This is a genomic window from Rhodococcus sp. IEGM 1406 (assembly GCF_030056745.1).
In the GTDB taxonomy this organism is placed as follows: domain Bacteria; phylum Actinomycetota; class Actinomycetes; order Mycobacteriales; family Mycobacteriaceae; genus Rhodococcus_F; species Rhodococcus_F erythropolis.
Genome location: NZ_JASHKO010000001.1, coordinates 449,672 through 473,744, shown reverse-complemented (window position 1 = coordinate 473,744; position 24,073 = coordinate 449,672). Strand labels below are relative to the sequence as shown.

The following is a 24,073-nucleotide window of genomic DNA, read 5'->3' as shown; positions in this document are numbered from 1 at the left end:
CCGGAGCACACTGGCATATCCGGCAGCATAGTCAGCGGCGACAGACAAACAAACCGTTCTGCCGGATTTGAATCGGTCGATCAGCTCAGTGCGTCGTAGGCAGCCGATACGTACTGCGCCGATCTCTCGGAACCGAGCAGGCCCGGCCCCATCTTGTTCATCACGTACGAGAAGGTCATGCGCTTCTCGGTGTCGATGATGATCTGCGAGCCACCCCAACCTCCCCAGAAGCAGATTCGCCCCTCCGGAATGAACGGGACGGACTCGGGCGTCGGCAATCCGAATCCGACGCCGAAGCGGACCGGCACACCGAGGACGAGGTCGACCCCGTACGACTGCTCCTCGAAGATCTTGTCGATCGTTTCCTCCGACAGCAGGCGAACGTCACCGACCTTGCCACCGCAGGCGATCACCGATTGGATCCTTGCGAGTGCCCTCGCATTCGAATGACCGTTGGCCGCACCGATCTCGGCGGCTCGCCACCCGTCGGTCCACGAACCTGTCGCGTCGGCCGGCGGTGCGGTGAAGGTCTTCACCATGATGTTGTCCATCCCGAGTGCCGCGATGTCGATCGGCAAAGGCGGTGGCGCAATCACATTCGAGACTCGCCCGTATTCCGACTTCGGCAAGCCCAGGCGGAAATCAGCATCGAGCGGACCGGCTATTTCCTCGTCGATGAAGCGGCCGAGGGTTCGACCGTCGATGCGCCTGACGACCTCGCCGATCAGGTGGCCGTAGTTGAGGGCGTGATATCCGGATGCAGTACCCGGCTCCCACCACGGAGCCTGCGTCGCCAACCGGGCTGTGGCGTACGCGTCGTCGCAAATGTTCTCCAAGGTGAACGGTTGATCCCACCCCGAAACACCCGAAGTGTGCGACAACAGTTGCCGGACCTGAATACGGTCCTTACCCGCTGCTGCGAACTCGGGCCAGTACTGCGCGACCGGGGCATCGAGATCCAGCAACCCGCGGTCGACGAGCATGAGCGCGGCCAGTGCGGTCACGGTCTTGCTGCAGGACCAGACGTTGGTGACGGTGTCGCGGGCCCAAGGAGCAGTGTGCTCGACGTCGACCCAACCGCCCCACATGTCGACGACGGATTCGCCGTCGATCGTCAGTGCGATCGCTGCCCCGACGTCCTCGCCGGAATCGAGATTGCGTGCCAGCGCCTCCTTCAAGCCAGAGAATCGCTGGTCACATACGCCTTCGATGTTCGCCACTGACAGCCTCCACAGGAAAGTTAAAACTTGACGTCAACTTCAACTATGTCGAGTATGTGTCCGATTCACCTGTGGTGTCAATCACTTCAAGTGTCAGAGTCGGCTCAGACCAACGGGATTCCCTTGGCGATGCGCCGACGCAGATCCCAGAGATAGAAGTTGTAGGGGAACATCCGCAGAATCTTCGGGCTGAACCGATTGACCAGCGCGGCGACCCGCATGGATCGGTCGAAGTTACGCTGCTGACGCGCTGACCACGGGAGCCGCATTTCGTCACGAAAGGCCTGGGGCAGGAACCCGGTGGTGACAAATCGGTTGAGCGGACCGACCACGGGATGCAACGGCTTCGGCGTGAAGGTCGCCGACGCGATCCCGTAGAGATGCCCACGAATCGTCTCGTCGATCGCCACCTTGCCGAGGTTCTCGTTCCAGTAGACCTCGAACGCATCCCGGTCCGCCGGCCACATGTCGCGTCGCATCTGAAGGGTTGTACCGAACGTGGCGCTTCGCTGATAGAACGCATCCTTGGTGACCGGATCGAGATCCCCGTACAAGATTCTGTAGACGTCCTCGAAGCCTCGGTACAGGCAGGCGGCTACCCACAACTGCAATTCGGGATCGAACGCGTTGTATTCGACCGCGCTGTTCTCATCGGAGCGAACGTGCTTGTGAGAGCCGTTGACTGCGCGTCGGTACAGCTTCTTTTCTTCGTCCGTCGCCAGGCTTGCGACGGCTAGATACGTCAGCGTCGTCCGGGTTCGCTTCACCGGATGCCGATCCAACCGACCCGTCTCGACCTTGCTCTCATACACGCCGTACCCCACCGCCGGGCGCGCCAACTGCATGATGACGTTGGCGCCTGCGGCCAACAGTCCGAGCCCGGACATCGCCTTTTCGACCTCGGCGTCGATGTCGACCGCCTGGACGCCGACCGCTCCGATGCCGCCTGCCACCGCTTCCTCGCGCCCGTCCATCGAATCCCTACTCACCGTCATGGCAGAACCCCTTCGAGTCGATATCTGCGAACGCATGTTCTCAGATGAGTGAAACGCCGAAATGCCGAGATGTCAAGCAATCTCGGGATGCAAAGATGGTCTTCATGAATGACCAACCGCGTTCGTACGGTGGCGTCGACGGCGCGCTCCGCGTAGCCCAACGACGAGAGACGCTGATCGAGGCCGGTCTGGAACTCATGGGCTCCGCCGAGCCCGAACTGACGGTCCGCGGAGTGTGCAAGAAGGCCGGTGTCGCGGCGCGGTACTTCTACGAGAGCTTCACCGATCGTGATGCTCTGATGTCGGCCGTCTACGACACCGTCATCACCGACATCGCCGTTTCAACCCAGGCCGCGGTGGACGCCGCCGAGACCGAACGAGGCAAGGCGCTCGCCGGAATCGCGAACATCGTCCGCACGATCGCGCAGGATCCCCGTCGCGGACGTCTACTGTTCTCCAGCGCCCTGACGAGCCCTGTCCTGGCCGAGAAACGACGAGCGTCGACGACGATATTCATCGGTCTCCTGGCCGCCAACGCCAAGACCTTCTACCGATTGAACGACAGCGGCCACTTGACGCTGACAGCAACCTTCCTGGTCGGCGGCCTGGCGCAGACCCTCAGTGCATGGCTGGACGGATACATCGACGTGACGGAAGAAGAACTGGTCGCCGAATGTGCAGCGATCCTGCTCGCTCCCGCCCTACCTCCGTCTTGAGCTCCTGATTCAGTCCCAGATCCCGATGTTGTCGAGGTGAGCGAGAAGTCGAGCAGCGCCGTCGGAGAACTGCAGACTCATCTGCGCGTCCACCTGTTCTCGATCGTGCTTCTCGAACGCCTCGATCAAAGCGTCGTGGCTCGATACCGCAAGCTCACCCCAGCCTGGATCCGTCGCGTAGAGACGAGCAGGGGTGTACCGAATCGCGCCGAACAGGAACCATGCCAGCTTCGCACCACCCGCAGCGCGATTGATCAAGCGGTGGAATTCGAATTCGCACTGCTCGATCGCAGCTGCATCCGAAGCGTCGACCGCCGCTCGCAAATCGGCGTTGAGTTCCGTGAGTTCCACCAGTTGATCAGCTGTGATGGTGTCCATCGCCCGCAAAGCCAGCTTGACTGCGATCTGCCCCTGCAACCAGAAGATGTCTTCGATGTCTTGGCGACTGAGGGGCGAGACGAGATAGCCGCGATGCGGAACCAACTCGACCATTCCCTCGCCGCGCAATGCGACGAGGGCTTCTCGCACCGGCGTCACGCTGACACCGAGGTCGGCCGCGGTTTCGTCCAATCTGACGAACTCGCCCGGACGCACAGCGCCGGACATGATCAGGTTACGAACGTGGTTGGCCACGTCCTCCGACAACTGTGGCCGTCTCCTCAGCTCAGATGTCGCCCTCCGAGTGCGTGCAGACGTTGCCACAACCGATCCTCACAGTCCGTACGTTTTGCCGATGATGTCTCGCTGAATCTCGTTGGTACCACCATAAATGGAGGACACAAGAGTCTTTCGCACATGGTGCTCCATGTCGAACTCAGTCGCGTAACCGTACCCACCCATCATCTGCATCCCCTCGAGCGCGACCTTCTTGGCGGTCTCGGTCAGCTTCAGCTTGGCCATCGACGCTTCCCGCGGGAACATCTTGGTCGGGTTGGCGTCGACCATTCTGGCAACGCTGTAGACCAGCAGACGGCCGCATTCGATCTCCGTGGCGAGATCCGCGATCCGGTGGCGAAGCGCCTGAAACGATCCGACCGGACGGCCGAACTGCTTACGCGTGGTGACGAATTCGAGGGTGTCGTCGAAAGCGCGCTGCGCGGTCCCGAGCATCATCGCCGCGAGGATGAGGCGTTCGATGTTGAGTCCGGCCATGAGTTGACGCCAGCCGTTGCCGACTTCACCAACCACCGCGTCCTCGGGCAGGAATGTGTCGGTGAAGTAGAGATCGTTGACCTCCTTGCCGCCCATGGTGTCGATTCCACTGATCTTCAATCCGGAGATGTCGGCCGGGACATGGAACATCGTCAGACCCTCATGCTTGCCTTCACCTCGGGATGTGCGAGCCACCAGAAGGATGTTCTCGGCGAAGTGCGCGTTGGAACACCACGTCTTCTGGCCGTTGATCAGCCACCCACCGTCGACCTTCTCGGCGCGGCAACTCAAATTTCCCACGTCGGAGCCCGCTTCGGGTTCGGACATCGAGATCGACTGAGACGCGCCACGGACGATCCCGCCGAGCACTGCCTCCTTCTGGGCCGGACTGCCGAACTTCTCGTATGCAGCCCCGGTGATGACGGTCGGGCCCAGTCCACCGATCGGCGCCATGCCCTTGGCGGCTTCCTCAAGGAAGATGCACAGGTCGACCGTGCTTCCGGCAGATCCGCCGTATTCCTCCGGGACGGTCAGCCCGAGCCATCCCAATTCCGCCATCTTCTCGTAGAACGCCTGGTTGTGGTTGTGGGCGCCATGATCGGTCAGCAGGTCTCGCTGCTCACGGGTACCACTTTCCTTCTTGCAGAACGACGCTACCGACTTGGCGAAATCAGACTGCTCCTGCGTGAAATCCATGTACATCGAAAACTCCCGAGTGAGATGAGGCTGGAGGCTTGTCGGAGCCCGGTCCGACGCATACTGTGACTACCAGCACAGTAAATCACATCACATATATGTGATGCACCGACATGTGGAGGATCTGAAGAACATGACAGAACAGCTCGGCCGCCAGAGCACGTCCACGTCGACAGATCCGAAAACGGACGATCACACCTTCGCGAGCCTCGACCCTCGCAACGATTCCGTGGTCGCGCAGCACCCCATTGCAGATCAGCAAGAGATCGAGAAAGCGGTCGCCGCAGCACGCACGGCGTCGAAGTGGTGGGATCAACTCGGATTCCAAGGCCGCCGGAAGGTGCTCGGTAATTTCCGCGCCGCGATCGCAACTCACGCCGAATCGATGGCGGCGATCATTTCCGCCGAGACCGGAAAACCCAGCGACGACGCCCTTCTCGAAGTCATGCTGGCCGTCGAACATCTCGACTGGGCGGCACGCAACGCACAGAAAGTATTGCGCCGCAGACGCGTCGGTGCAGGACTGATCAGCGCCAACCAGTCTGCATCCGTCGGCTACCGGCCGATGGGCGTCGTCGGTGTGATCGGCCCCTGGAACTATCCGCTGTACACACCGATGGGTTCGATCGGCTACGCACTGGCCGCCGGCAACGCTGTCGTCTTCAAACCGAGCGAACTCTCACCAGGCGTCGGCGTCGAATTGGCCCGGCTGTGGAACATCGCCGCACCCGGACACCCTGTCCTGCAGACCATTACCGGTGACGGAAAAACCGGTGCACTTCTGTGTTCGTCCGGTGTCGACAAGATCGCATTCACCGGCTCGACGGCTACCGCAAAGCGCGTGATGGCCGCCTGCGCGGACACCCTCACTCCCCTGGTCGCCGAATGCGGCGGCAAGGACGCCATGCTGGTGGACTCCGACGCCAACCTCGATGCGGCCGTGAGCTTCGCTGCATTCGGGGCAGTGGGCAACGGCGGACAAACCTGTGCCGGCGTCGAACGAATCTACGTCGCAGCGCCCGTGTACGACGCCTTCTTGTCCAAGCTCACCGCCGCGCTTCAGGACGCCCACGCCGGCGCCACCGACAGCTCGACCTACGGGCCGATGACGCTGGGAAAGCAGACTGCGATAGTCCGAGGCCAGATCGAAGACGCTCTCGGTCGCGGCGCGAAAGCTGTACTCGGCGGACTTGATTCGTTCAACGGTCCGTTCATCGATCCGATCATCCTGACGGATGTTCCGGAGGATTCCACGGCGATCACCGAGGAAACGTTCGGCCCGAGCGTCGTGGTGAACAAGGTCGCCGACATGAACGAGGGGATCGAGCGTGCCAATGCGTCGAAGTACGGCTTGGGCGCCTCGGTGTTCACCAAGAGTTCGTCGAAGGGTCGAGCGATTGCCGAGAAGCTCGAATGCGGTGTCGTCACGGTCAATTCGGTTCTCGGATTCGCCGGAATCGCCGCCCTGCCGTTCGGCGGGGTCGGCGATTCCGGGTTCGGGCGTATCCACGGAGCCGATGGGCTGCGTGAGTTCAGCAGTGTGAAATCACTGGCCGTTCAGAAATTCAGCGCTCCGTTGGACCTGCTGACCATCGAACGAAAAGCTCGGGACATGAAGATCTCTCGTTGGATGCTGGCGAAGCGCCACGCAAAGTCCTGAGAGGCCAGGCGATCAGCCGGCGGTGACGAGCACCTGCTCGTCACTGTCGGCTGCTTCGAGTTCACGAACCAGCGGGAGCACCTTGGCCCCGAAGTACTCGATCTCTTCCTGGAAGTGCAGGAATCCGCCGAGAATCAGATCGACACCGCGACGGCGGTATTCGACGATCCGATGGGCGATCTGTTCCGGCGTGCCGATCAGTTGTGAGCGGAAGCCGTCGTTGTACTGAACCAAGTCCTCGAATGTCGAATCTGCCCACATTCCGTCCTTGGAGGAAGTCGACGCACCGGCCTGTTGGACTGCATTCTTGAATCCCTCGACTGCGGGACGGTTCGCCTTGGCGATGATCTCGCGCAGCGTGTCTTTTGCTTCGGCCTCGGTGTCGCGGGCGATGATGAACCCGTTGAGCCCGAACTTGACCTCACGATCGTTCTCGCGAGCAACACGGCGGACGTCGACCAACTGTTCGGTGACGCCGTCGTAGTCCTTGCCGTTACTGAAGTACCAATCCGAATAGCGACCGGCGTTCACACGGGCTGCCGCCGAGTTACCACCTTGGAACAGTTCGGGATTGGGTCGCTCCGGAGTGTTCAGAGGCTTAGGCTTCAACGTGAAGTCGTGAATGCGATAGAAGTCGCCGCGGAAATCGACGTCGTCCTCGGTCCAGATCTTCCGAAGAACCTGAAGGAACTCGGCGCTACGCCGATAGCGCTCGTCGTGCTCGAGCCACGGCTCGCCCAGATGAGTGAACTCGTCCTTGAACCAACCACTGACGACGTTGACGGCAAATCGACCGTTCGACAAGTGGTCAGCGGTAGCGCCCAGTTTTGCCAACACTGCCGGCTGCCAGAGTCCGGGATGCACGGCGGCGATGACCTTGAGCTTCTCGGTGGCCAGGAGCAGTGCAAGGCTGAAACTCGTGGATTCGTGCTGGAACTCGGCACCGTAGCTCGCCTCGTAACGAACCTGACTCAGGGCGTACTCGAAGCCGTTGTTCTCGGCGGTCTGCGCCAACTTCTTGTTGTACTCGTAGTCCCAGCTGGTCCGCTGCTCGATGTCGGAGGTGACCAGACCACCACTGACATTGGGCACCCAGTAGGCGAACTTGATCTCGTCGGCGATACGTTCAGTAGACATGAAATCCAGCAAACATGCAGTTCCCGGGGGTTTCCAGGGTAGAGATCACACAGGTTGTAAGTGTTGGGTGGGTGCTGCGACTGTGAAACGGTGGCAGCATGACTGCTGTGGACATTCAGGAGATCGCGCACCGCATCACCAGTGAAGACGAGGCGCTCTCGGTAGCGTCACAGCTGTCCGACGAGTTCGCGGCAGGTGCCGGCGTCCGCGATGCGCAGCGCCTCCTCCCCCACGACGAGGTTCGCACCCTGGCGCAGTCCGGTCTGCTGGGACTCTCGGTGCCGAAGGAGTTCGGTGGCATCGACGCGAGCACCGAGACGTTGGCCGAGGTCTTTCGCCTACTCGCCGAGGGCGATCCCAGCATCGCGCAGATTCCGCACAGCCACTTCACTTTCCTGGAAGCGCTCCGGCACCAGGGGTCTAACGAGCAGAAGCAGTTCTTCTACGGCGAAGCATTGTCGGGTAAGCAGTTCGCCAACGCCCAGAGCGAGCGCGGCAACAAGACCATCGACATCGACGGCACCACTCTCACCCCCGACGGGGAAGACTTTGTGCTCGAAGGTCGAAAATTCTATTGCACAGGAGCGCTTTTCGCAGATTGGATCGTGGTGCGTGCCGCCAATGCGGATCAGTTCACCGAGACCGGCGCACAGGTGAAATCCGCGGTCTACCTACCCCGGAATACTCCCGGACTGTCGATCGTCGACGACTGGGACGGCATGGGGCAGAAGACAACTGCGAGCGGAACCGTGACACTCGAATCCGTGTCGGTGCCGCGGTTCAACGTCGTACCCTTCACATCGTTGTTCACTCACCCGACCACCTACGGGGCACAGGCCCAGATTCTGCACGCCGCGATCGACACGGGCATAGCGTCGGCCGCATTGCGTGAATCCGTGAAACTCGCAGCAAAGGCGCGTCCCTTCTTCGAGGCGAAAGTCGATACAGCGGTGGAGGATCCACTGCTCGTTCAACTCGCCGGCGAAGCGGCAATCGAGGTTCGCGCTGCCAGATCCCTCTTGGCGGAAGCGGCGCGATCGATCGACGTGGCGCGTCGTAATCCCACCGAGGACTCCACGGCCCGAGCATCCATCGACGCTGCAACTGCCAAAGTGGTCGGTGCCAGAGCGTCATTGGCGGCCACGAGCACGCTGTTCGAGATCGGTGGCACCAGAAGCGCGGGCGAATCAGCGAACCTCTCGCGATTCTGGCGTGACGCACGCACACACACCCTGCACGATCCGACGAGGTGGAAGGTCCAACACATCGGCCGCTGGACGCTGTCGGGGACAATCCCACCGAGGCACGGGCTGTTGTAATCACTCTCAGTCGGAATTTGTGTATCCGCTGATCAAGACCTCGAGACCTTCCAGGTAACTCTCAGTCGTCGTCCCTCCCGGCCAGTCCTCGAGCACCTCACTGAGTACCGGCAGTTTCTCGGGACCGATTTCTCGGATCTTGACCGCGAGAGGTGACACACTGCCTTCCGGTCGTGTGGTGGTGTCGTAGATGTTGAGCAGTGCACCGAGTGTGTAGTTCCACAGCGCTCGATAGACCAACAGTGCGCGGCGCGGCGACATCCCGAGTTCGACACACGCGGCCATGGCCCGATCGACCAAGACCACAGCGCCGCCCCCGCCGCGCCCACCTCGCTGAAGCAACTCGATGATCCAGCGCTCCGATGCCAGCGTTTCGAAGATCGCGGTGAAGATCATGCGAAGCCGTTCGACCTGATCCTGTGGCAGGACCAGCGCGCCGAGATCTTGTGAGTACACATCGAGAACCGCACTGATCAGCTGTTCCTTGTCGCCCACGTGCCGGTACAGCGCCATCGGCGTGGTGCCGAGCGATTTCGCCAACGCGCGCATGCTCAACGCGTCGGCGCCGCCGGACTGGAGTTGCCGTTTCGCCTCGTCGACTATCTGCACCGACGTGATCGTCGGGGGACGTCCGAGCCGCGGTGATCTCGGTTCCATCTTTTCGGCCATCCGTCGATTGTGCGCGCCCCTGCTACGACGCTCTCGCCCGGGGAACCCCTTGCATCTCAGTCGTCAGCAAGGTAAACCTAACTACTTATGAGAACGCGTATATAAATTAGGTACCTGCAATGACAACGACAACTCGAGCGGTAGCCGCACCGGCTTTGGTCCTCACAGCCGCCGCGGCAGCGCAGTTCCTGGTGGCCTTCGACATGTCGGTCATCAACGTCGCGCTGCCAGACATCCAGGAATCGCTGAACTTTTCCGACGCCGGGTTGTCCTGGGTCGTCAACGCGTACGCCCTCGCCTTCGGTGGACTGCTGCTTCTCGGCGGTCGTCTGTGCGACGTGATGGGCACTCGTCGAGTTCTGGTTTCCGGGCTTCTGCTGTTCGCCCTCGTCAGCATCGTCGGCACCTTCTCCGTGTCCGCCGAAATGCTTGTCGGAGCTCGGGCGCTTCAAGGCGTCGGCGCTGCACTGATCGCGCCGGCCGGGCTCGCCGCCCTCAGTCAGGCCTTTCCCACCGGACGCGCCAGGGCCAAGGCATTCGGCATCGGCGCAATGTCATCAGCACTGGGCGGCGCACTCGGTGTCGTCCTGAGCGGCATTTTGACCGAAGGGCTCAGTTGGCGATGGGTGATGTTCGCCGGCGCACCGGTGGCCCTGATCGCCGCGGTCGCAGGTGCCCGTGGCCTGCCGGCCGGCCAAGCCGCCCGAGGTGGCTCCCTCGATCTCCCCGGAGCCATCTTGGCGACGGCCGGAATCACCGCCCTTGTCGGCACAGTGATCGCCACGGAATCACATTCCTGGACTTCGGGTTACGTGCTGGGTGGATTCGCACTCACGGTCGCCCTGCTGACTGCCTTTGTCGTAGTCGAAAGCCGCTGCGCCACACCACTGGTACGACTGTCCACCCTGCTTCGACCCCGAATCGGACTGGCCAACGCCATCATGTGCCTGGTGTGTGCGGCCCAGTTCAGCGCGTTCTTCTTCGTCTCACTCTTCCTGCAACGCGGGCTGGGCTATTCACCGACCACCACCGGTCTGGCTTTCCTGCCTTTCTGCTTCGGCCTGGTGATCGGCATCCTCGCGTCCACCAAACTCCTTCCGCGCTACGGAGTTCGACCGCTGCTCGTAGTCGGAACAGCAGTCGCCGCAATCGGGACTTTCATGTTTTCGACCATGAACCTCGACAGTCCCTTCTGGGCCGTCATCCTGGTGCCTTCGCTTCTGGCAAGCATCGGCATCGGTCTGTCGTTCATGCCGCTCAGTAACGTCGCCACCGCCGACGCTCCCCCCGAAGAAGTCGGCATGGCATCAGGGCTACTGAGCACATCGCGTCAGATCGGCGGTTCACTCGGACTAGCCGTTCTCGTGAGCGTCGCCGCTTCCTCGACGGCGCGTTCGGACAGCGCACCGACCGAAGCACTGGTTTCCGGATACTCCCAAGCCCTCTTCGTCTGCTCCGGCCTACTGCTGGCCGGCACCCTCCTGTCCTTCTTCTTCCCACGAATGGATCGTTGACCTCAGATGTTCACCACCCGAACCGCATTCGGCATCGTCTCGGCGCTTCTCCTCACCGTTGCCGGCGCAAGCGCGTGCAGCAGCTCCGCCGAGTCCGAAACCGCTTCTGCAACTCGCTCCGTCACACACGAACTCGGCACCGTCGAAGTTCCGGCCTCACCGCAGCGCATTCTCGCGCTCGACGAGTACGCGGGGCTGAGTGCACTCGCACTCGGCGTGAAGCCCACCGTCGTCTACAGCACCCTGCGATCGGACGTCGCCAAGTCGATTCTGCGGGAGCAGGGCGTCGAAGTTCTCGACAAGCCGACTTTCTTCGCCAACCCCGCAGTCGAAGAGATCGCGTCCGTCGAACCCGATGAGATCCTGATGAGCAATGCCGGTCCACTACCGAGCCTGTTCGCGCAGATCAATTCCGTGGCGCCAACCTTGGTCCTCCCGTACTCGGCGCCGTGGCGTGATGTGCTCGAACAAGCTGGGGCACAGCTCGATCGAGGCAGCGAAGCAACCGCCATGATCGGAAAGCTGGAATCCGGCCTCGAAGACGTCAAGTCCGCGGCTGCCGGCCAGAGCCTTGCGATCCTTCTCGGCTACAGCGGAAACCTGTTCACCGTGCCACCGACCACTCCCATCTCCACACTGGTCACCGAGGCCGGATTCACCAGGCCGGCACCGGAAGTCAACGCGACCAACAATCAAGACACCGGCACGATTTCGCCCGTCTCACCTGAACTCCTACCCGAGCATGCGGCGCAGACCGTCGCCGTACTTTCCGGGCAGCAGTACGACGCATCCATCGTGCGAAACACTCCACTGTTCGACAACCTGACACCCGACCCGGCGCACGCTCTGGACGTCAGCGGTGATCTCTGGTTCGGCAGCCATCCTTTTGCCATCTACTGGATCATCCAGGATCTGGACGGCATCGCACATGGCAAGGGGCAGAACAGCATCGGAACCCTCGACAGCGCCGACGCACGATGGGCGGCGTTCAGCGCGCTCTGACGTCCTGACGGAAGGTCAGCGGAGAAACACCCACCCGGGTGGCGAAGAATTTTGTGAAGTTCGCAGAATCGTCGAACCCCAGCTTCGACGCCACCTGGGTGACCGTGTCCGTGCCGAAAGACAGCAGACGTTTCGCTTCGAGCACCACACGCTGATCTATGTACTGCTTTGCCGTCATTCCGGCCGCGGCTCGGGTAGCCCGCAATACAGTCTTCTCGGAGTACCCGATCTTGTTGGCGTACTCCGAAACCGAACGGACCGTGGCGAAGTCACGTTCGACAACGGCATGAAACCTTTCGAACACGTCATTGTGTGCCAGCACGGAACTCTGCTCCTGTCCACCGAGGTGGGTCAGTTTCAACAGAATTGCCGTCAACGTGTGCCGCAGAATGGCCGCGCGAACGACCGGCGCAGAAGTATCCGGACAACCGTAATTCAAGTTCAGGTGTTTCATACCTGTGCTGATGGTCTCGAGGTTCTCGCCGGACAACTGCCACGCTGCCTGCCGACTGTGAGCGTTCCCGTCCAACAACTGCTGGCTGACGGCATCGAGCGACGAGGGTGTGAACAGAACAACCATCGCCTCGAAATCCTGGATTCGCCCCCACTGTTGCACCTGCCCCGGTCTGACCCAGAACACGGTCCCCGGGCTCACCGCGTAGTTGACGAAGTCGATGGTGTGTAGCGCCGAACCCTCGGTCACCAGCGCGAGTAAGTGAAACTGCGGGCGTTGGGGGCCGACGAACTCTGCACTACCCCCGTTGATGCGAATGGTGTCCAGGCTGAGTACTTCGATCTCGGTCGCGTCAGCCACCGAAGACGCGTACCCGACGTCCCGGACGGGTACTTGTCTGTTTTTCACTAGTTCGGGACTCATCTTCACCGTGACCGAATACCCGAATGCGACATACCGTCAGAGTATCAATCAGTTCGCGCTCGGATAGGAATCAACAGTGCAATCGACAGGCTCGAAAACAGCAGGCACGACGCAACTCACCTACGTCTTCGACGCCTATTGCGGGTGGTGTTTCGGCTTCGGCCCTGCTTTGACGGAGTTCGTCCGTCAAAATGCCGATTCCATCGACTTGTCCGTGGTCAGCGGCGGTCTGTTCACCGGTGAACGCGTCGCACCCATGTCTTCGGCTCCGTACCTGAAATCAGCCAACGCCACCATCGCAGCCCAGACCGGCGCCGTTTTCGGTGACGGATATTCACAACTGGTGTCTGACGGGCGGTTCGTCATGGATTCGACGGATGCTGCGATCGGACTCGCCGCGCTTCGCACAGAGGATCCGACACGCGCACTCGACATCGCGGAGGCCATGCAGACCGCGTTCTACCGAGACGGTCGCAGCCTCTCCGATCCCGAGACCTACCGCGCCATAGCGAAATCGCTCGGGCTCGACCCATCTGCCGCAGTGTCTTCCCTGTTCACCGCAGATTCGAAGGACGCCGCCCGCGCCGATTTCGTCCGGGCACGCAGGCTCGGCGCCACTTCGTTTCCGACGCTGTTGTTCCACGGGAGCGACGGGTCCGTCGTGAAATTCGGTTCTCCGACCAGTACAGCAGCCGATCTCACCCGCGACCTGAACACCTGCGTGCGGGCGTATGCGGTGGCTTGACCCACCCACTTTCCGAGCGAAAGGTACGTTCAGCGCCTTCAGTACGCCGAACGTACCTTTCGCTCAGCGTGACTTCACCCAAATCACTCCGGCCCCCCTTCTGGTTTGATGAACACCGAACGAATCGCACCAAAGGGGAACGACAGTGGTTTCAGATCCGATCACGGGCCTGGAGATGGAACTTGCCGACATGTGGCAACGAGGACGCGCCCAGGCGCGCACCTATGCGCGTGCAATTCATCCCAAACTCGATCCGGCGCTCTACCCGGTTCTTGTCATCCTGAACCGTTCCGATGCCGTGCGGATGTCCGACCTGATCTCCACGCTCGATATCGAGAAGTCCACCCTGACCAGGCAAATTGATGCCGCAGCTCGGCTCGGCCTGGTGGAACGGATCCCCGACCCCGACGACGCTCGCGCGAAGCTGGTGACCCTGACCCCTGAGGCTCGGACGAAGCTCACGACGATCCGCAATCATCAGATCGATCGTTGGCGCGCCCGACTCGCAAAATGGGAAACTGACGACATCACCACGCTGACGGCCTTGCTGCACCGACTGGGCAGTTCCGAGGACTGACAACAAAGTAGTTGTGCAGTGCAACCAACTTGATCTATAGTTGCAAATATCAACTATTGGAGGGGGTGGCCGTGATCACTCACGACAGTGCCGAGGCAATCCTCGACAACCTTCGCGCCCTCGTCCGGCGCCACCGCGAGGTTTCGTCGACCGGCTCACGCCAACTGTCCCCCGGCATGTTGCCGGACCCACTGGGCGCCCTCCTCTCGCAGTTGTCGGCCGCAGATTCCACGAGATCGACGGATCTGGCGGAAAAGTTGAGAGTGACAGTCTCGACGCTGAGCAGACAGATCACACACGCCGAATCTTGTGGATACATTCAGCGGCGACCGGACCCGGACGACGGACGGGCATCGCTCCTGTCCTTGACTCCACTCGGCGTCCAGACCCTGGTCTTCCATCGTCGCGCCCAGGCGCAGCGACTCATCGACCATCTCGACGGATGGACCGAAGAGGACGCCGTCGACGTCGCATGTGCACTCGATCGACTACGACGCTCGACCTGCCCAGAGTCCCACGCGGCGCACTGACCGACGCTGCACGATCAGATCGAATCATTCTCCGATGCAAGGACATTCATGAGTTCTTTCACGTCTACCGACGTTCCACCATCTCAGTCATCGACCGATGCGCCGATGACCCACAAGCAGAAGATCGAGGCACTTGTCGGGCTCCTACTCGGCATGTTCGTCGCATTCCTGTCGTCGACGATCGTCTCGAATGCACTCCCCACCATCATCACCGAACTACACGGCACCCAGGATCAGTACACCTGGGTCGTGACGGCAACGCTGTTGGCTTCCACCGCAACAACTCCCATTTGGGGCAAGTTCTCGGATCTGGTGAGTAAGAAGCTGTTGGTCCAGCTGTCCATCACGCTGTTCACGATCGGCTCGATCCTTGCGGGCATGTCGCAATCGGTCGGCATGCTGATCGGTTTCCGCGCTGTTCAGGGACTGGGCCTCGGCGGATTGCAAGCCCTCGTGATCATCGTGATCGCGGCGATGTTCAGCCCGCGTGAGCGTGGTCGATACCAGGGACCGATCGCAGCCGTCATGTCCGTCGCGACAGTCGCCGGCCCGCTGATCGGCGGCCTGATCGTGGACACTAGTTGGCTCGGCTGGCGCTGGACGTTCTTCGTCGGCGTGCCGCTGGCAGTCATCGCATTGATCGTCGTGCAGCGTACGTTGAACCTCCCGATCGTCAAGAAGGACGTCAGCATCGACTACGTCGGTGCAACCCTCATTGCCGCCGGTGTCAGCACTCTTTTGATCTGGGTCACTTTGGCAGGTAAGAACTTCGAGTGGGCTTCTGCGATGTCGTTCTTCCTCGTCGGACTCGGCGTGGTGCTGCTCGCCGCAGCGCTGTGGGTGGAAAGCAAGGTCAAGGAACCCATCATTCCGCTCCGCCTCTTCCGAGATCGGACTACCACGCTGGCGACGCTGGCAAGCATCGCCGTCGGCGTCGCAATGTTCGGCGGAGCAGTGTTCTTGGGTCAGTACTTCCAGATTGCCCGCGGCTACTCTCCCACTGCCGCAGGTCTTCTGACACTGCCCATGGTGATCGGTTCCATGCTCTCCGCCGGCCTGTCCGGGGCAATGATCACGAAGTTCGGGCGCTGGAAGGGCTTCCTGATCGCCGGTGCCGTCGCAATGTCGGCAGGCTTCTTCCTCCTCTCGACCATCGATCACGCGACGCCGATGTTCTGGGTCGGACTGTTCCTCTTCGTGCTCGGCGCCGGGATGGGCATGGTGATGCAGAATCTTGTTCTCGCAGTTCAGAACACCGCCGCGCCTAGCGATCTCGGCACCGCAAGTTCGACGGTCTCGTTCTTCCGCTCACTCGGCGGCGCGGCAGGCGTGTCCGTCCTCGGCGCAGTGCTCTCCACTCACGTTGCAGATCTTACGACCAAGGGACTCAGCGCAATCGGGGTCGATCTGAGTGCGTCCGGAGGATCCGGCGCAGGGCTGTCGAACCTCAACGAACTACCCGAAGCGATCCAGGATGTGGTCCGCGCTGCGTACGGCGATGCCACCGCACGGGTCTTCCTCATCGCCGGAATCCTGGCTCTGTTGAGTCTGATCGCGATCGCCTTCATCAGGGAGAAGGCGCTTCGGACGGAAAGTGGTGACGAGCAACTCCTGGCGAAGATCGCCGTTCCCGGTGAGATCGATTCCGACGCCGTCGATGCCGAACTTGCGCTTCTGACCGAAGGTGACGACGAGTTGCAACGACGCAAGTAGCACCCAGAAACAGTTCCGCGTACCGTCCGGGTGATTCCGGCGGTACGCGGAACTGTATGGGCAGCTGGGTGCGTCAGGTCGCAGCGATCACGCCTGCGACCGGGATCCGGCCGAGAACTGCAACCCGGAAGTCCACCATCGCGCGTTCCACGTGATTGGCGCTCGAAACCACAACCACGCCCGTTGCTCCTCGATCGGCGAGAATCCGCGCAGAGTTGAGCGCGTTCTCCACCGTGGACCACGACGTTCCTTCTTCGGTGATCCGGCCCGGGTCGACGCCGTTGGCGACGAGCCACTCGCGCATCGCCCTGGCTTCCGTCACTCCGGCCTTCGGCGCCCCACCGCTCGTGATGATCGGAGACTGCGGGTACTGACGAGCCAGCTGCAGCGCCGCCTGAAGTCGGTCGACCAGCATCGGACGCATCGTGCCGTCGTCGAAGAGGCCGGCGCCCAAGACGACGATGTTGGTACCCACCGGGTTGAGGTCGAGCAGCACGGGCGACTGGCGCGTCAGCGTCTCAGCACCCGTGCACGCAAGGATGAGAGACCGCACCGGCGTCTGGCAGCCGCCGACAGTCGACAAGATACCGTTGACGACCGTGGTCGGTGTGATGTCGGCGCTCGCTGTCGCCGGCGAAAGGCCCACGCCAGCTGCGGCGATCACCGAAGCAGCGATCAATCCCTTCGTCACAGACCTGCGAACATTTGCCATGTAGCCGAACCCCCAGATTGTCGGTTGTCCAGCACACGGTAGCGAACATTTCGCCACGGTTGCATCATTTGACTCAAATTTACTGTTCACTGACCGTCACACAGACTAAACATAAATATTGGGCAACAATTCGGGTTCGAAACCGTCATCTACCAGCATCTCGAATCTACGCGCCCGCCGCATTACCTATCTGAGCAGCAGAGTCACCGAGAAGGTTGACAACGCGGAACGGCAACAATTCGTCGTTACAGATCACGATGTTGCATCCAGGTGTTCTCGCCCGCCCCGTCCCGGCCGAGGTGTCGAAGATCAATTCAGGGTTCGCGAAACCGACAAGCTCTGCCGGGTTTCGACGGGCGGACCACCCGAACCGTGTGTGGGTGGCCCGACATACGGCGCCTGGCCATGTCTCCCCACCCGATCGCCAGCCCTCCGGCTCGTTCACCGAGAACCACAGACGCATCACGTTTGGGAAGAGTCCGCCTCCATACCGATTGCTCGACGCGCTCCCAGCGCCATGGTGACTTGCACAAGATCCTTCGGAGACGACAGGTCAAGTCCCGTCAGGGAACTCGCCTTTCGCAGGCGGTACACCACTGTGTTCGGATGTACGTGTAGCTGCCGGGCGGTGGCGGCTCGATCGAATCCGGAGTCGATGAAAGATTCGAGCGTCTCGAGTACCGCGCTATCGGACTCCAACGGCAACAACACATCTGCGAGTATCGGCAGCGCAGCACTGAAGCGGGTCAGTTGATACTCCACTGCAAGATCCTCGAGACGGACGACCCCACTGGTGCGTCCGTACTTTCGGGCAACGTTCAGCACCTCGCGCGCCTGCGTGACGGCCGCTGGAATTGCCGTGGGCGCCGCGACGTGTACAGCGGCAACCGTCGATGCACCGATGACCTTCTCGAGATCACCCAAACGTCGACACAATGACAAATACTGCGGACTCGACGCCCAGTTTCCCTCTGCGGGTTCCGATTCCACAATGGGAATCAGTACGGCTCCGCCGCTGCTCCCGAGCACCCCGAGGGCTTTGTCACGCCCCACCTGATCGAGCTCTCGTTGCAGGTGGCGCACCTTCCTCCGCTCGGCGACGGCAGTGTCCACCTCGGTCGAGGACTCGTCGTCATTCCGCTCGACGTGCAGAGCCACCACCCAGTACAGGCGCGCCAACCTGATCCCCACCTCGTCGGAGACCCGATCCACGTCGACACCCGTCGAAAGTGCTACGAACAGGGACCTTCGCGCCGAATCCTCGTCCGTCTGGGTGGCGTGGTCGGAACCGTAGCCGGCAAGAACCGCGGACGTGGAGGCCGCGGTGTATGCATTCAGGAGTCGTCCGGTGCGGGCAAGTGCAACACCGTCTTCCGGGACCGCCCATTGGCTGATCGTCTCCCACCACAACCCTGCTGCCAGGTGATATGCGCGCAGTACCTCACTGAGCGGAACCAATTCCTGCGCCCGTTGACGAGCCGATTCGCTGATGTCGGCGAGCAACTCGGGCGCCAGATCTGCGCCCGTCCGGAGCATCGAAATGAACAGTTCCAAATTTCGCCTCACGATGGTCGTCACGTCGTTACGCAACGCCTCGTCCGGAAGCAACCGGTAGAAGGTGACGTCGCGGTGGACCAGATCGACCGTCGCATTGACCAGCGGATGGGTGCGTTGCGCCAATCGGTCGGCTAGAGATCTGCCGCCAACCACTATCGGTTCGAGCGGCAGATCTTTGTTTCCTGACACAAAACCCTCCACAGAATTGAATTGCCACCACAAGGCCGACCTGCCTTTTTCCTATCACTATGTAACCCACGCCACTCTCGAATTCACAATCAGCGGCGTACCTGGAAGTCCCACCTTCGACCAAATAGGAGCCTCGAGTGACGTGGAAAACGCACAGCGCAGCCATTCTGGCAGGCGTCGTGGCTGCCGGTTCGATCGCGGCACTCGGGACCGGTGTGTCACATGCCGAAACGCATGCCAGCCCCATCCAATACGTCGCTCTCGGCGATTCCGCGGCGGCCGGCCCGCTGGTCGCCGAACAAGATTCATCGGCGCCGGGCTGCCTACGATCACTCGACAACTACCCTTCCGTGGTGGCGCAAAGACTCGACGCTCACCTCACGGATGTGACCTGCTCGTCGGCGCGATCCGCCAACGTCACGGACACCGCACAATCGACGTTCTCCGGTCAAGTACCGCCGCAGGAAACAGCATTGGGGCCCGATACCGACCTCGTCACCATCACAATCGGCGCCAACGACATCTCGTTGTTCCCGACAGTTCTGAGCTGCGTAAATCCTCTCCCCGAACCCACCGGAACGTCCTGCCGTGACAAGTTCACCGCAGGCGGCGTCGACCAACAGCGACAGTTGGTCGAAAATGCCTCCGCAGGTTGGAGTTCCATGCTCGAATCGGTTCGCGACCGAGCGCCCTCGGCGCGCATCGTCGTGATCGGATACGGAACATACATCGCCGCTGACGGATGCCCCGGCACCCAGCCGTTCTGGCCGCGCGACGCCGACTATCTCCAGAGTGTGATCGACTACGGCAACACGGTCATGGCAGCAACGGCGGCCCGTCACGGCGTCGAGTACATCGACATCACCGAAGCCACTGCCGGGCATGACATCTGCACTGACCCTGCCACTGCTTACTACACCGGAATCGTCCCTACCCAGCCGGCGGTTCCACTGCATCCCACTGCGGCCGGGATGCAGGCGATCGGCAAAACCGTCGCCGACGCTCTGTCCTGAGCCTCTCCCCCAACACAATTCATTCAGCACTCGCGAAAAGGGTGGAACAATCATGTCAATTCAACGAGACGCTCCGCCGCTGCCGTCCATCGACGGCGCCCCTGTCGGAACACGCGACAAACTTCTCGGCGGCACACTCGTCGCACTGTTTCTCGCAAACATGCTCAACTTCTTCGACCGGGCGATCCCCTCGGTCGTTGCCGAGCCGATCAAGAACGAGTTTTCGCTCAGCGACTTGCAATTGGGATTGATCACCTCTGCATTCACCCTCGTCTACGCAGTCGCAGGTCTGCCTCTGGGCCGGTTGGCCGACACGAAGAACCGTCCCAAGATCATCGGGATCGGACTCCTGGTGTGGAGCGGACTGACGGCAGCAACCGGTGCCGCCGGCAGCTATGTGCTGTTCATCCTCGCGCGTCTAGGCGTCGGTGTGGGCGAAGCGACCTTTACACCCGCAGCCAACTCGATGATCGGTGATATCTACCCGGCAGAACGACGCTCACGCGCACTTGGTATCTTCATGCTCGGTTTGCCGATTGGCCTCATGCTCGCCTACTTCACCGTCGGCAAGATCGCCGAGGCATTCGACAGCTGGCGTGCACCGTTCTTCCTCGCGGCGATTCCCGGTGTCCTGCTGGCAGTCGTGCTCTACCGCATGGCAGATCCGGTTCGTGGTGGTTCCGAAAGTCCGGAGGCCCGCGCAGCCGCTGTTTCACAGGCACCGATCACCCGTCCGATCCGTCGTCTGCTCGCAATTCCCACGCTTCGTTGGCTCATCCTTGCCGGACTGACGTTCAACTTCGCCGCCTACGCAGTGAATTCGTTTGTCGTCCCGCTTCTGATGCGCCAGTACCACCTGAAACTGACTGCTGCGGCATCGGTCACCGGCATCATCGTCGGAATCACGGGCCTCATCGGATTGCTTCTCGGCGCTCGCTACGCTGACAAGGCCAGCGCACGCTCACCGCGCGCACGGTTGATGATCGGTGTCGGAACCTCGGCATTGGCAGCACCTTTGACGGCACTGGCACTGTTGCAGCACGGCGGGAACGTCGTGATGTTCACGCTCTTGTTCTCGGCCGGGTGGTTGTTGGCCTACGGCTTCTACATCAGCGTCTACCCTGCCATTCACGACGTCGTGGTTCCCAGGCTCCGAGGCACTGCGACGGCGTTGTTCTTCGCTGCCATGTATCTTCTCGGCGGATTCTCGGGACCAGTTGCCGTGGGCGCGATTTCGGACTGGTTCGCCAAGCGTGCGCTTGCCGATGCCGGTACCGGGAAGTTGGCTCAGTACGCCGGCGACGGGTTGAACTCGGCCATGTATCTCGTGCCGATCATGTTGGCGCTCACTGCGGTATTCATCTACCTGGCCACTCGCACTGTCGGCAAGGACGCCGCGCGTATGCAAGCGGAGCTGAGCCAGGCCTGACCCAGGAGTTCACGGCGGTGGCGGAGCCCCGAGGCCCCGCCACCGCCGAGTTCAGTTGACCGTGATCGCCAGAGTTGCGAGCATGGACCGCAACATGTCCGGCAAGCGAGCGATCATTCTCTGCTCGGTTATCCGAACGGAGACGGGCGCTGCCAGCGTCGCTCGCCACAGTTCCGGTTGATTGTTCATCAGGTTGTTGTAGACCGGGAGCAGCTGACCGTTGATGTAGGTCCAACGACCGTCCCGGTCCGCCCAGTTGAAGTCCGGAAGCGGTGTTTGCACAACGGCATTGCCCACCGCGAACGAGAGCGGGTTCGACTCACGCGGCGGTACGACGCCAGGCATGGACGGTGATGCGGCGAAGGTGGTCAGGTAGGTCAACGAGCGACCGACGCTGCCGCGGTAGGCCTTCGCCTCGTCCCACTGATCACCCACCGACTGGTACTGCTCACGGCGCAGCAGACGCACATTGCCGTCGAAGACCGACTCCGGTGTCCCCGAAGCAATGTTGTCCCACGCGATACGGGCGTTCTCGTCGAGCAGCCCTGCCCGATCGAGTTCGGCGATGCCGTCGACACCGTCGTGAACCCACGCCATGTGCATGGGAATCAGATCCGAGAAGATGTGTTTGCTCATCGCAATCACTTTCCCCTGGAACCACATCACGTCCTCGGGGCGGATGTCGTGGCCGACCTGGAGCAGCGCCGCAACGTCCTCGGGTGCTCCCATCGACGTTGCGACCGGCGACCCGATGCGGTCGATCTCTCGCCACACCAGTGCCATCGCTTCGCTGATCGCTTGGACTTCCAGCACAACCCGCCCGTAGTCCAAGTCGAGGAGGCCACCGGCAAAAGCGGGCCCGACCATTCCGCCCATGCCTGCCCACTGCAGTTCTTGATGCTCGAGCTGCAGTCGCTCGTAGAACTGGAAAGTGTTGGTGAGGTTTCCGAGATTCGCGTGCACACCGTCGAAGGGAGTCCACGAAGCGAGATCGATACCTGCCGACTCCGTCCCGACTGCGAGCCAGTACTGCTTGAGCAGTGTCTGATAGCGGTGCGGAGCCACTCCCGATGCTCGGGCGGTATCGACCAAACTCCGCAGCGTCGCGGAATCCGACGGCAGTGAAGGATGCAGACCCCCCGCGGCTTCGGCGTTTGCGTTCACCGCTTCCAGGTCGAGGTACCTGTCGAGTTCACCAGTACCCGCAGACGCCCGGCCTCCCAGTACGACCGCACCGCCGATGCCTGCCGAAGCGACGAGAACTGTGCGCGCGAAATCCCTGCGTGTCAAAGACTTCCGCATACTCATTTCCCTTCGGCTTCGTCGAACGTCTTCGCCAGCCAGGCGATGTCCTGCATACCCAGCTGATCGGTCACCGTCTTGTACAGGTTGGTCACGTAATCGAGCGGCCCGCACTGCGACGGGAGCAGGTCCACGTCGCCGCCGTCTGCTCGATATGTCTGCGCCAATTGCTCTGCCTCACTGAAGGGAACGAGGAAGTCGTCCTCACAGGAAGAAATCAGAAGCTTCGAGGCCGGCGCCTGCTTTCCCAACGTGTTGTCCGCGTACGCCGCGGCCAGTGCCGGGATCGTTCGGGGCGCCGGGTTGGTGAGCAGGACGTCGAAGGGAACGAACGGGAGTCCGAGGTAGAGCGCCTGGCAGGACGCGCGGAATGCTGCGGCGACGTTGTGACCGATCGGAGTGAGATGATCGTCGAGCCGAACGTCGGGGTAGCCCGCGTCGAATCCGAGAATGCTCGAGAAGACGAAGCCGGAACCGATCCCACCGGCCGCCGTCTCCTCGAATGTTGCCGGGTCGATCATCATCGCCTGGATGGCGCTGGCCTGTACGTTCAGTTCCGGCGCGTAGTCATGCGCCTGTTCTGCGGCAAAGCCCGCAGCGACACCGCCGCCGGCGACACCGTAGATGCCGACAGGGGTGTCTGATTCGAGGCCGGCCTCCGGAAGCGCGAGTGCTGCCCGAACGCCGTCGAGCGTTGCCTTGCCCGAGAACTGTCCGATCGAGAACGGATGGGGAGCAGTGTCGCCGTCGTTGCCGACGTCGCTCATCATCACTGCCCAGCCGTGACCGAACATCTGGGCCACCGGGCCGAGCGCCGAGAACATCGCCGGGTCGCTCTGATTGCCGCCGGTCCACTGGTGACTTGGTGCGCAGTTCGCACCCAGACTGTCGTTCGCTTCGGCATATCCGATGATCTTGCGATCGCCTGGCGCAGTTCCGTCCTCGGGGATCATCAGAATTCCGGTACTGATCACCTGGCGACCGAAGTGATCAGTGGTTGTGTACATGAGTTGGTGAGCCGAGACCACGTCAGGGCGGACCTGGTAGACCTGAACACTGACCGGACGCGCTTTGAGAAGGGTTCCGGGGGCGGTGCCGGGCTCGATTTCGGGCTCGTCGAACCACGGATCGTCGGACGAGAGCCCGAGTGGCGTCAATTCGGTAGAGATATCAGCGCCTTGAAGTGCCTTCACGACCAACGGGTTGAACACGTCGGCCAGGTCGACGGTCTCCTGCGCACCAGCCGGCGACCCCACCGCAAACAAGGCCACTGCCAGGGCCGATGCCGTTCCGGCGCGCCATGACCACCGTCGCCACGTCGAGTCAAACATCGTTCACAGGTTCCTTAC

At 61.6% G+C, this 24,073-nt stretch carries 23 protein-coding genes; 11 read left to right on the top strand and 12 right to left on the bottom strand.

The window, feature by feature from the left end; all coding sequences use genetic code 11:
- Nucleotides 1-80: 80 nt before the first annotated feature.
- Together QM596_RS02200 and QM596_RS02195 are read right to left on the bottom strand one after the other, a co-directional pair.
- Complete coding sequence (locus QM596_RS02200; RefSeq protein ID WP_020971091.1) at nt 81-1,220, bottom strand: serine hydrolase domain-containing protein; 1,140 nt, start codon at nt 1,218-1,220, stop codon at nt 81-83.
- A gap of 104 nt (nt 1,221-1,324) precedes the next feature.
- A complete protein-coding gene (locus tag QM596_RS02195) occupies nt 1,325-2,194 on the bottom strand; it encodes an oxygenase MpaB family protein (RefSeq protein WP_283308755.1) in 870 nt (289 codons plus the stop codon).
- 116 nt (nt 2,195-2,310) lie between these two features.
- Here QM596_RS02195 and QM596_RS02190 point away from each other — a divergent pair, with 116 nt between their 5' ends.
- Complete coding sequence (locus QM596_RS02190; RefSeq protein ID WP_019745721.1) at nt 2,311-2,931, top strand: TetR/AcrR family transcriptional regulator; 621 nt, start codon at nt 2,311-2,313, stop codon at nt 2,929-2,931.
- A 9-nt stretch (nt 2,932-2,940) separates the two neighbouring features.
- Here QM596_RS02190 and QM596_RS02185 read toward each other — a convergent pair whose 3' ends face one another.
- Nucleotides 2,941-3,633: a GntR family transcriptional regulator gene (locus QM596_RS02185; RefSeq protein WP_019745722.1), complete on the bottom strand. Its 693-nt coding sequence runs from the start codon at nt 3,631-3,633 to the stop codon at nt 2,941-2,943.
- A gap of 9 nt (nt 3,634-3,642) precedes the next feature.
- Nucleotides 3,643-4,785 carry an acyl-CoA dehydrogenase family protein gene (locus tag QM596_RS02180; protein ID WP_007730792.1) on the bottom strand — a complete coding sequence of 381 codons (1,143 nt, stop codon included), beginning with the start codon at nt 4,783-4,785 and terminating at the stop codon, nt 3,643-3,645.
- A 127-nt stretch (nt 4,786-4,912) separates the two neighbouring features.
- Between QM596_RS02180 and QM596_RS02175 the strand changes: the two genes are divergently transcribed.
- Complete coding sequence (locus QM596_RS02175; protein ID WP_232816845.1) at nt 4,913-6,439, top strand: aldehyde dehydrogenase family protein; 1,527 nt, start codon at nt 4,913-4,915, stop codon at nt 6,437-6,439.
- Between the two features lie 12 nt (nt 6,440-6,451).
- On the opposite strand, the gene sfnG is transcribed toward QM596_RS02175, so the two are convergent.
- Nucleotides 6,452-7,576 (bottom strand): dimethylsulfone monooxygenase SfnG, encoded by a 1,125-nt coding sequence (gene sfnG, locus QM596_RS02170; protein WP_020909446.1) that lies wholly within the window; start codon nt 7,574-7,576, stop codon nt 6,452-6,454.
- 98 nt (nt 7,577-7,674) lie between these two features.
- Here sfnG and QM596_RS02165 point away from each other — a divergent pair, with 98 nt between their 5' ends.
- The gene (locus tag QM596_RS02165; protein ID WP_283307973.1) at nt 7,675-8,895 is read left to right on the top strand and encodes an SfnB family sulfur acquisition oxidoreductase; all 1,221 of its coding nucleotides are present in this window, start codon (nt 7,675-7,677) and stop codon (nt 8,893-8,895) included.
- A gap of 6 nt (nt 8,896-8,901) precedes the next feature.
- Here the strand turns inward: QM596_RS02165 and QM596_RS02160 are convergent, their stop codons facing one another.
- A complete protein-coding gene (locus QM596_RS02160) occupies nt 8,902-9,564 on the bottom strand; it encodes a TetR/AcrR family transcriptional regulator (RefSeq protein ID WP_283307971.1) in 663 nt (220 codons plus the stop codon).
- A gap of 119 nt (nt 9,565-9,683) precedes the next feature.
- Here QM596_RS02160 and QM596_RS02155 point away from each other — a divergent pair, with 119 nt between their 5' ends.
- Together QM596_RS02155 and QM596_RS02150 are read left to right on the top strand one after the other, a co-directional pair.
- Nucleotides 9,684-11,078 carry an MFS transporter gene (locus QM596_RS02155; RefSeq protein ID WP_133727252.1) on the top strand — a complete coding sequence of 465 codons (1,395 nt, stop codon included), beginning with the start codon at nt 9,684-9,686 and terminating at the stop codon, nt 11,076-11,078.
- Nucleotides 11,079-11,084: 6 nt separating this feature from the next.
- Nucleotides 11,085-12,080: an ABC transporter substrate-binding protein gene (locus QM596_RS02150; protein WP_283307970.1), complete on the top strand. Its 996-nt coding sequence runs from the start codon at nt 11,085-11,087 to the stop codon at nt 12,078-12,080.
- On the opposite strand, the gene QM596_RS02145 is transcribed toward QM596_RS02150, so the two are convergent.
- A complete protein-coding gene (locus QM596_RS02145; RefSeq protein ID WP_019745729.1) occupies nt 12,067-12,894 on the bottom strand; it encodes a helix-turn-helix domain-containing protein in 828 nt (275 codons plus the stop codon). The genes QM596_RS02150 and QM596_RS02145 overlap by 14 nt on opposite strands.
- A gap of 139 nt (nt 12,895-13,033) precedes the next feature.
- On the opposite strand from QM596_RS02145, the gene QM596_RS02140 reads away from it, so the two are divergent.
- The 4 genes from QM596_RS02140 (at nt 13,034) to QM596_RS02125 (ending at nt 16,522) form a co-directional block, all read left to right on the top strand.
- The gene (locus QM596_RS02140; protein ID WP_283307969.1) at nt 13,034-13,702 is read left to right on the top strand and encodes a DsbA family protein; all 669 of its coding nucleotides are present in this window, start codon (nt 13,034-13,036) and stop codon (nt 13,700-13,702) included.
- Between the two features lie 145 nt (nt 13,703-13,847).
- Nucleotides 13,848-14,279: a MarR family winged helix-turn-helix transcriptional regulator gene (locus QM596_RS02135; RefSeq protein ID WP_019745731.1), complete on the top strand. Its 432-nt coding sequence runs from the start codon at nt 13,848-13,850 to the stop codon at nt 14,277-14,279.
- A 71-nt stretch (nt 14,280-14,350) separates the two neighbouring features.
- Complete coding sequence (locus tag QM596_RS02130) at nt 14,351-14,809, top strand: MarR family winged helix-turn-helix transcriptional regulator (RefSeq protein ID WP_020971103.1); 459 nt, start codon at nt 14,351-14,353, stop codon at nt 14,807-14,809.
- A gap of 105 nt (nt 14,810-14,914) precedes the next feature.
- Complete coding sequence (locus QM596_RS02125) at nt 14,915-16,522, top strand: DHA2 family efflux MFS transporter permease subunit (protein ID WP_133727415.1); 1,608 nt, start codon at nt 14,915-14,917, stop codon at nt 16,520-16,522.
- 73 nt (nt 16,523-16,595) lie between these two features.
- Here QM596_RS02125 and QM596_RS02120 read toward each other — a convergent pair whose 3' ends face one another.
- The 3 genes from QM596_RS02120 to QM596_RS02110 form a co-directional block, all read right to left on the bottom strand.
- The gene (locus tag QM596_RS02120) at nt 16,596-17,324 is read right to left on the bottom strand and encodes a YdcF family protein (protein WP_019745734.1); all 729 of its coding nucleotides are present in this window, start codon (nt 17,322-17,324) and stop codon (nt 16,596-16,598) included.
- Nucleotides 17,325-17,400: 76 nt separating this feature from the next.
- The gene (locus QM596_RS02115; protein WP_133727255.1) at nt 17,401-17,700 is read right to left on the bottom strand and encodes a hypothetical protein; all 300 of its coding nucleotides are present in this window, start codon (nt 17,698-17,700) and stop codon (nt 17,401-17,403) included.
- The gene (locus tag QM596_RS02110; RefSeq protein ID WP_264613473.1) at nt 17,697-18,980 is read right to left on the bottom strand and encodes a PucR family transcriptional regulator; all 1,284 of its coding nucleotides are present in this window, start codon (nt 18,978-18,980) and stop codon (nt 17,697-17,699) included. The genes QM596_RS02115 and QM596_RS02110 overlap by 4 nt, the downstream gene beginning before the upstream one ends.
- A 137-nt stretch (nt 18,981-19,117) precedes the next feature.
- On the opposite strand from QM596_RS02110, the gene QM596_RS02105 reads away from it, so the two are divergent.
- Together QM596_RS02105 and QM596_RS02100 are read left to right on the top strand one after the other, a co-directional pair.
- On the top strand, nt 19,118-19,993 hold the full coding sequence (locus tag QM596_RS02105; RefSeq protein ID WP_052740988.1) for an SGNH/GDSL hydrolase family protein: 876 nt from the start codon (nt 19,118-19,120) through the stop codon (nt 19,991-19,993).
- 52 nt (nt 19,994-20,045) lie between these two features.
- Nucleotides 20,046-21,422: a spinster family MFS transporter gene (locus QM596_RS02100; protein ID WP_283307968.1), complete on the top strand. Its 1,377-nt coding sequence runs from the start codon at nt 20,046-20,048 to the stop codon at nt 21,420-21,422.
- A gap of 51 nt (nt 21,423-21,473) precedes the next feature.
- Here the strand turns inward: QM596_RS02100 and QM596_RS02095 are convergent, their stop codons facing one another.
- Nucleotides 21,474-22,724: a Tat pathway signal protein gene (locus QM596_RS02095; protein ID WP_225989586.1), complete on the bottom strand. Its 1,251-nt coding sequence runs from the start codon at nt 22,722-22,724 to the stop codon at nt 21,474-21,476.
- A gap of 2 nt (nt 22,725-22,726) precedes the next feature.
- Nucleotides 22,727-24,055, bottom strand: a complete 1,329-nt coding sequence (locus QM596_RS02090) for a lipase family protein (RefSeq protein WP_020971110.1) — start codon at nt 24,053-24,055, stop codon at nt 22,727-22,729.
- Nucleotides 24,056-24,073: the final 18 nt, after the last annotated feature.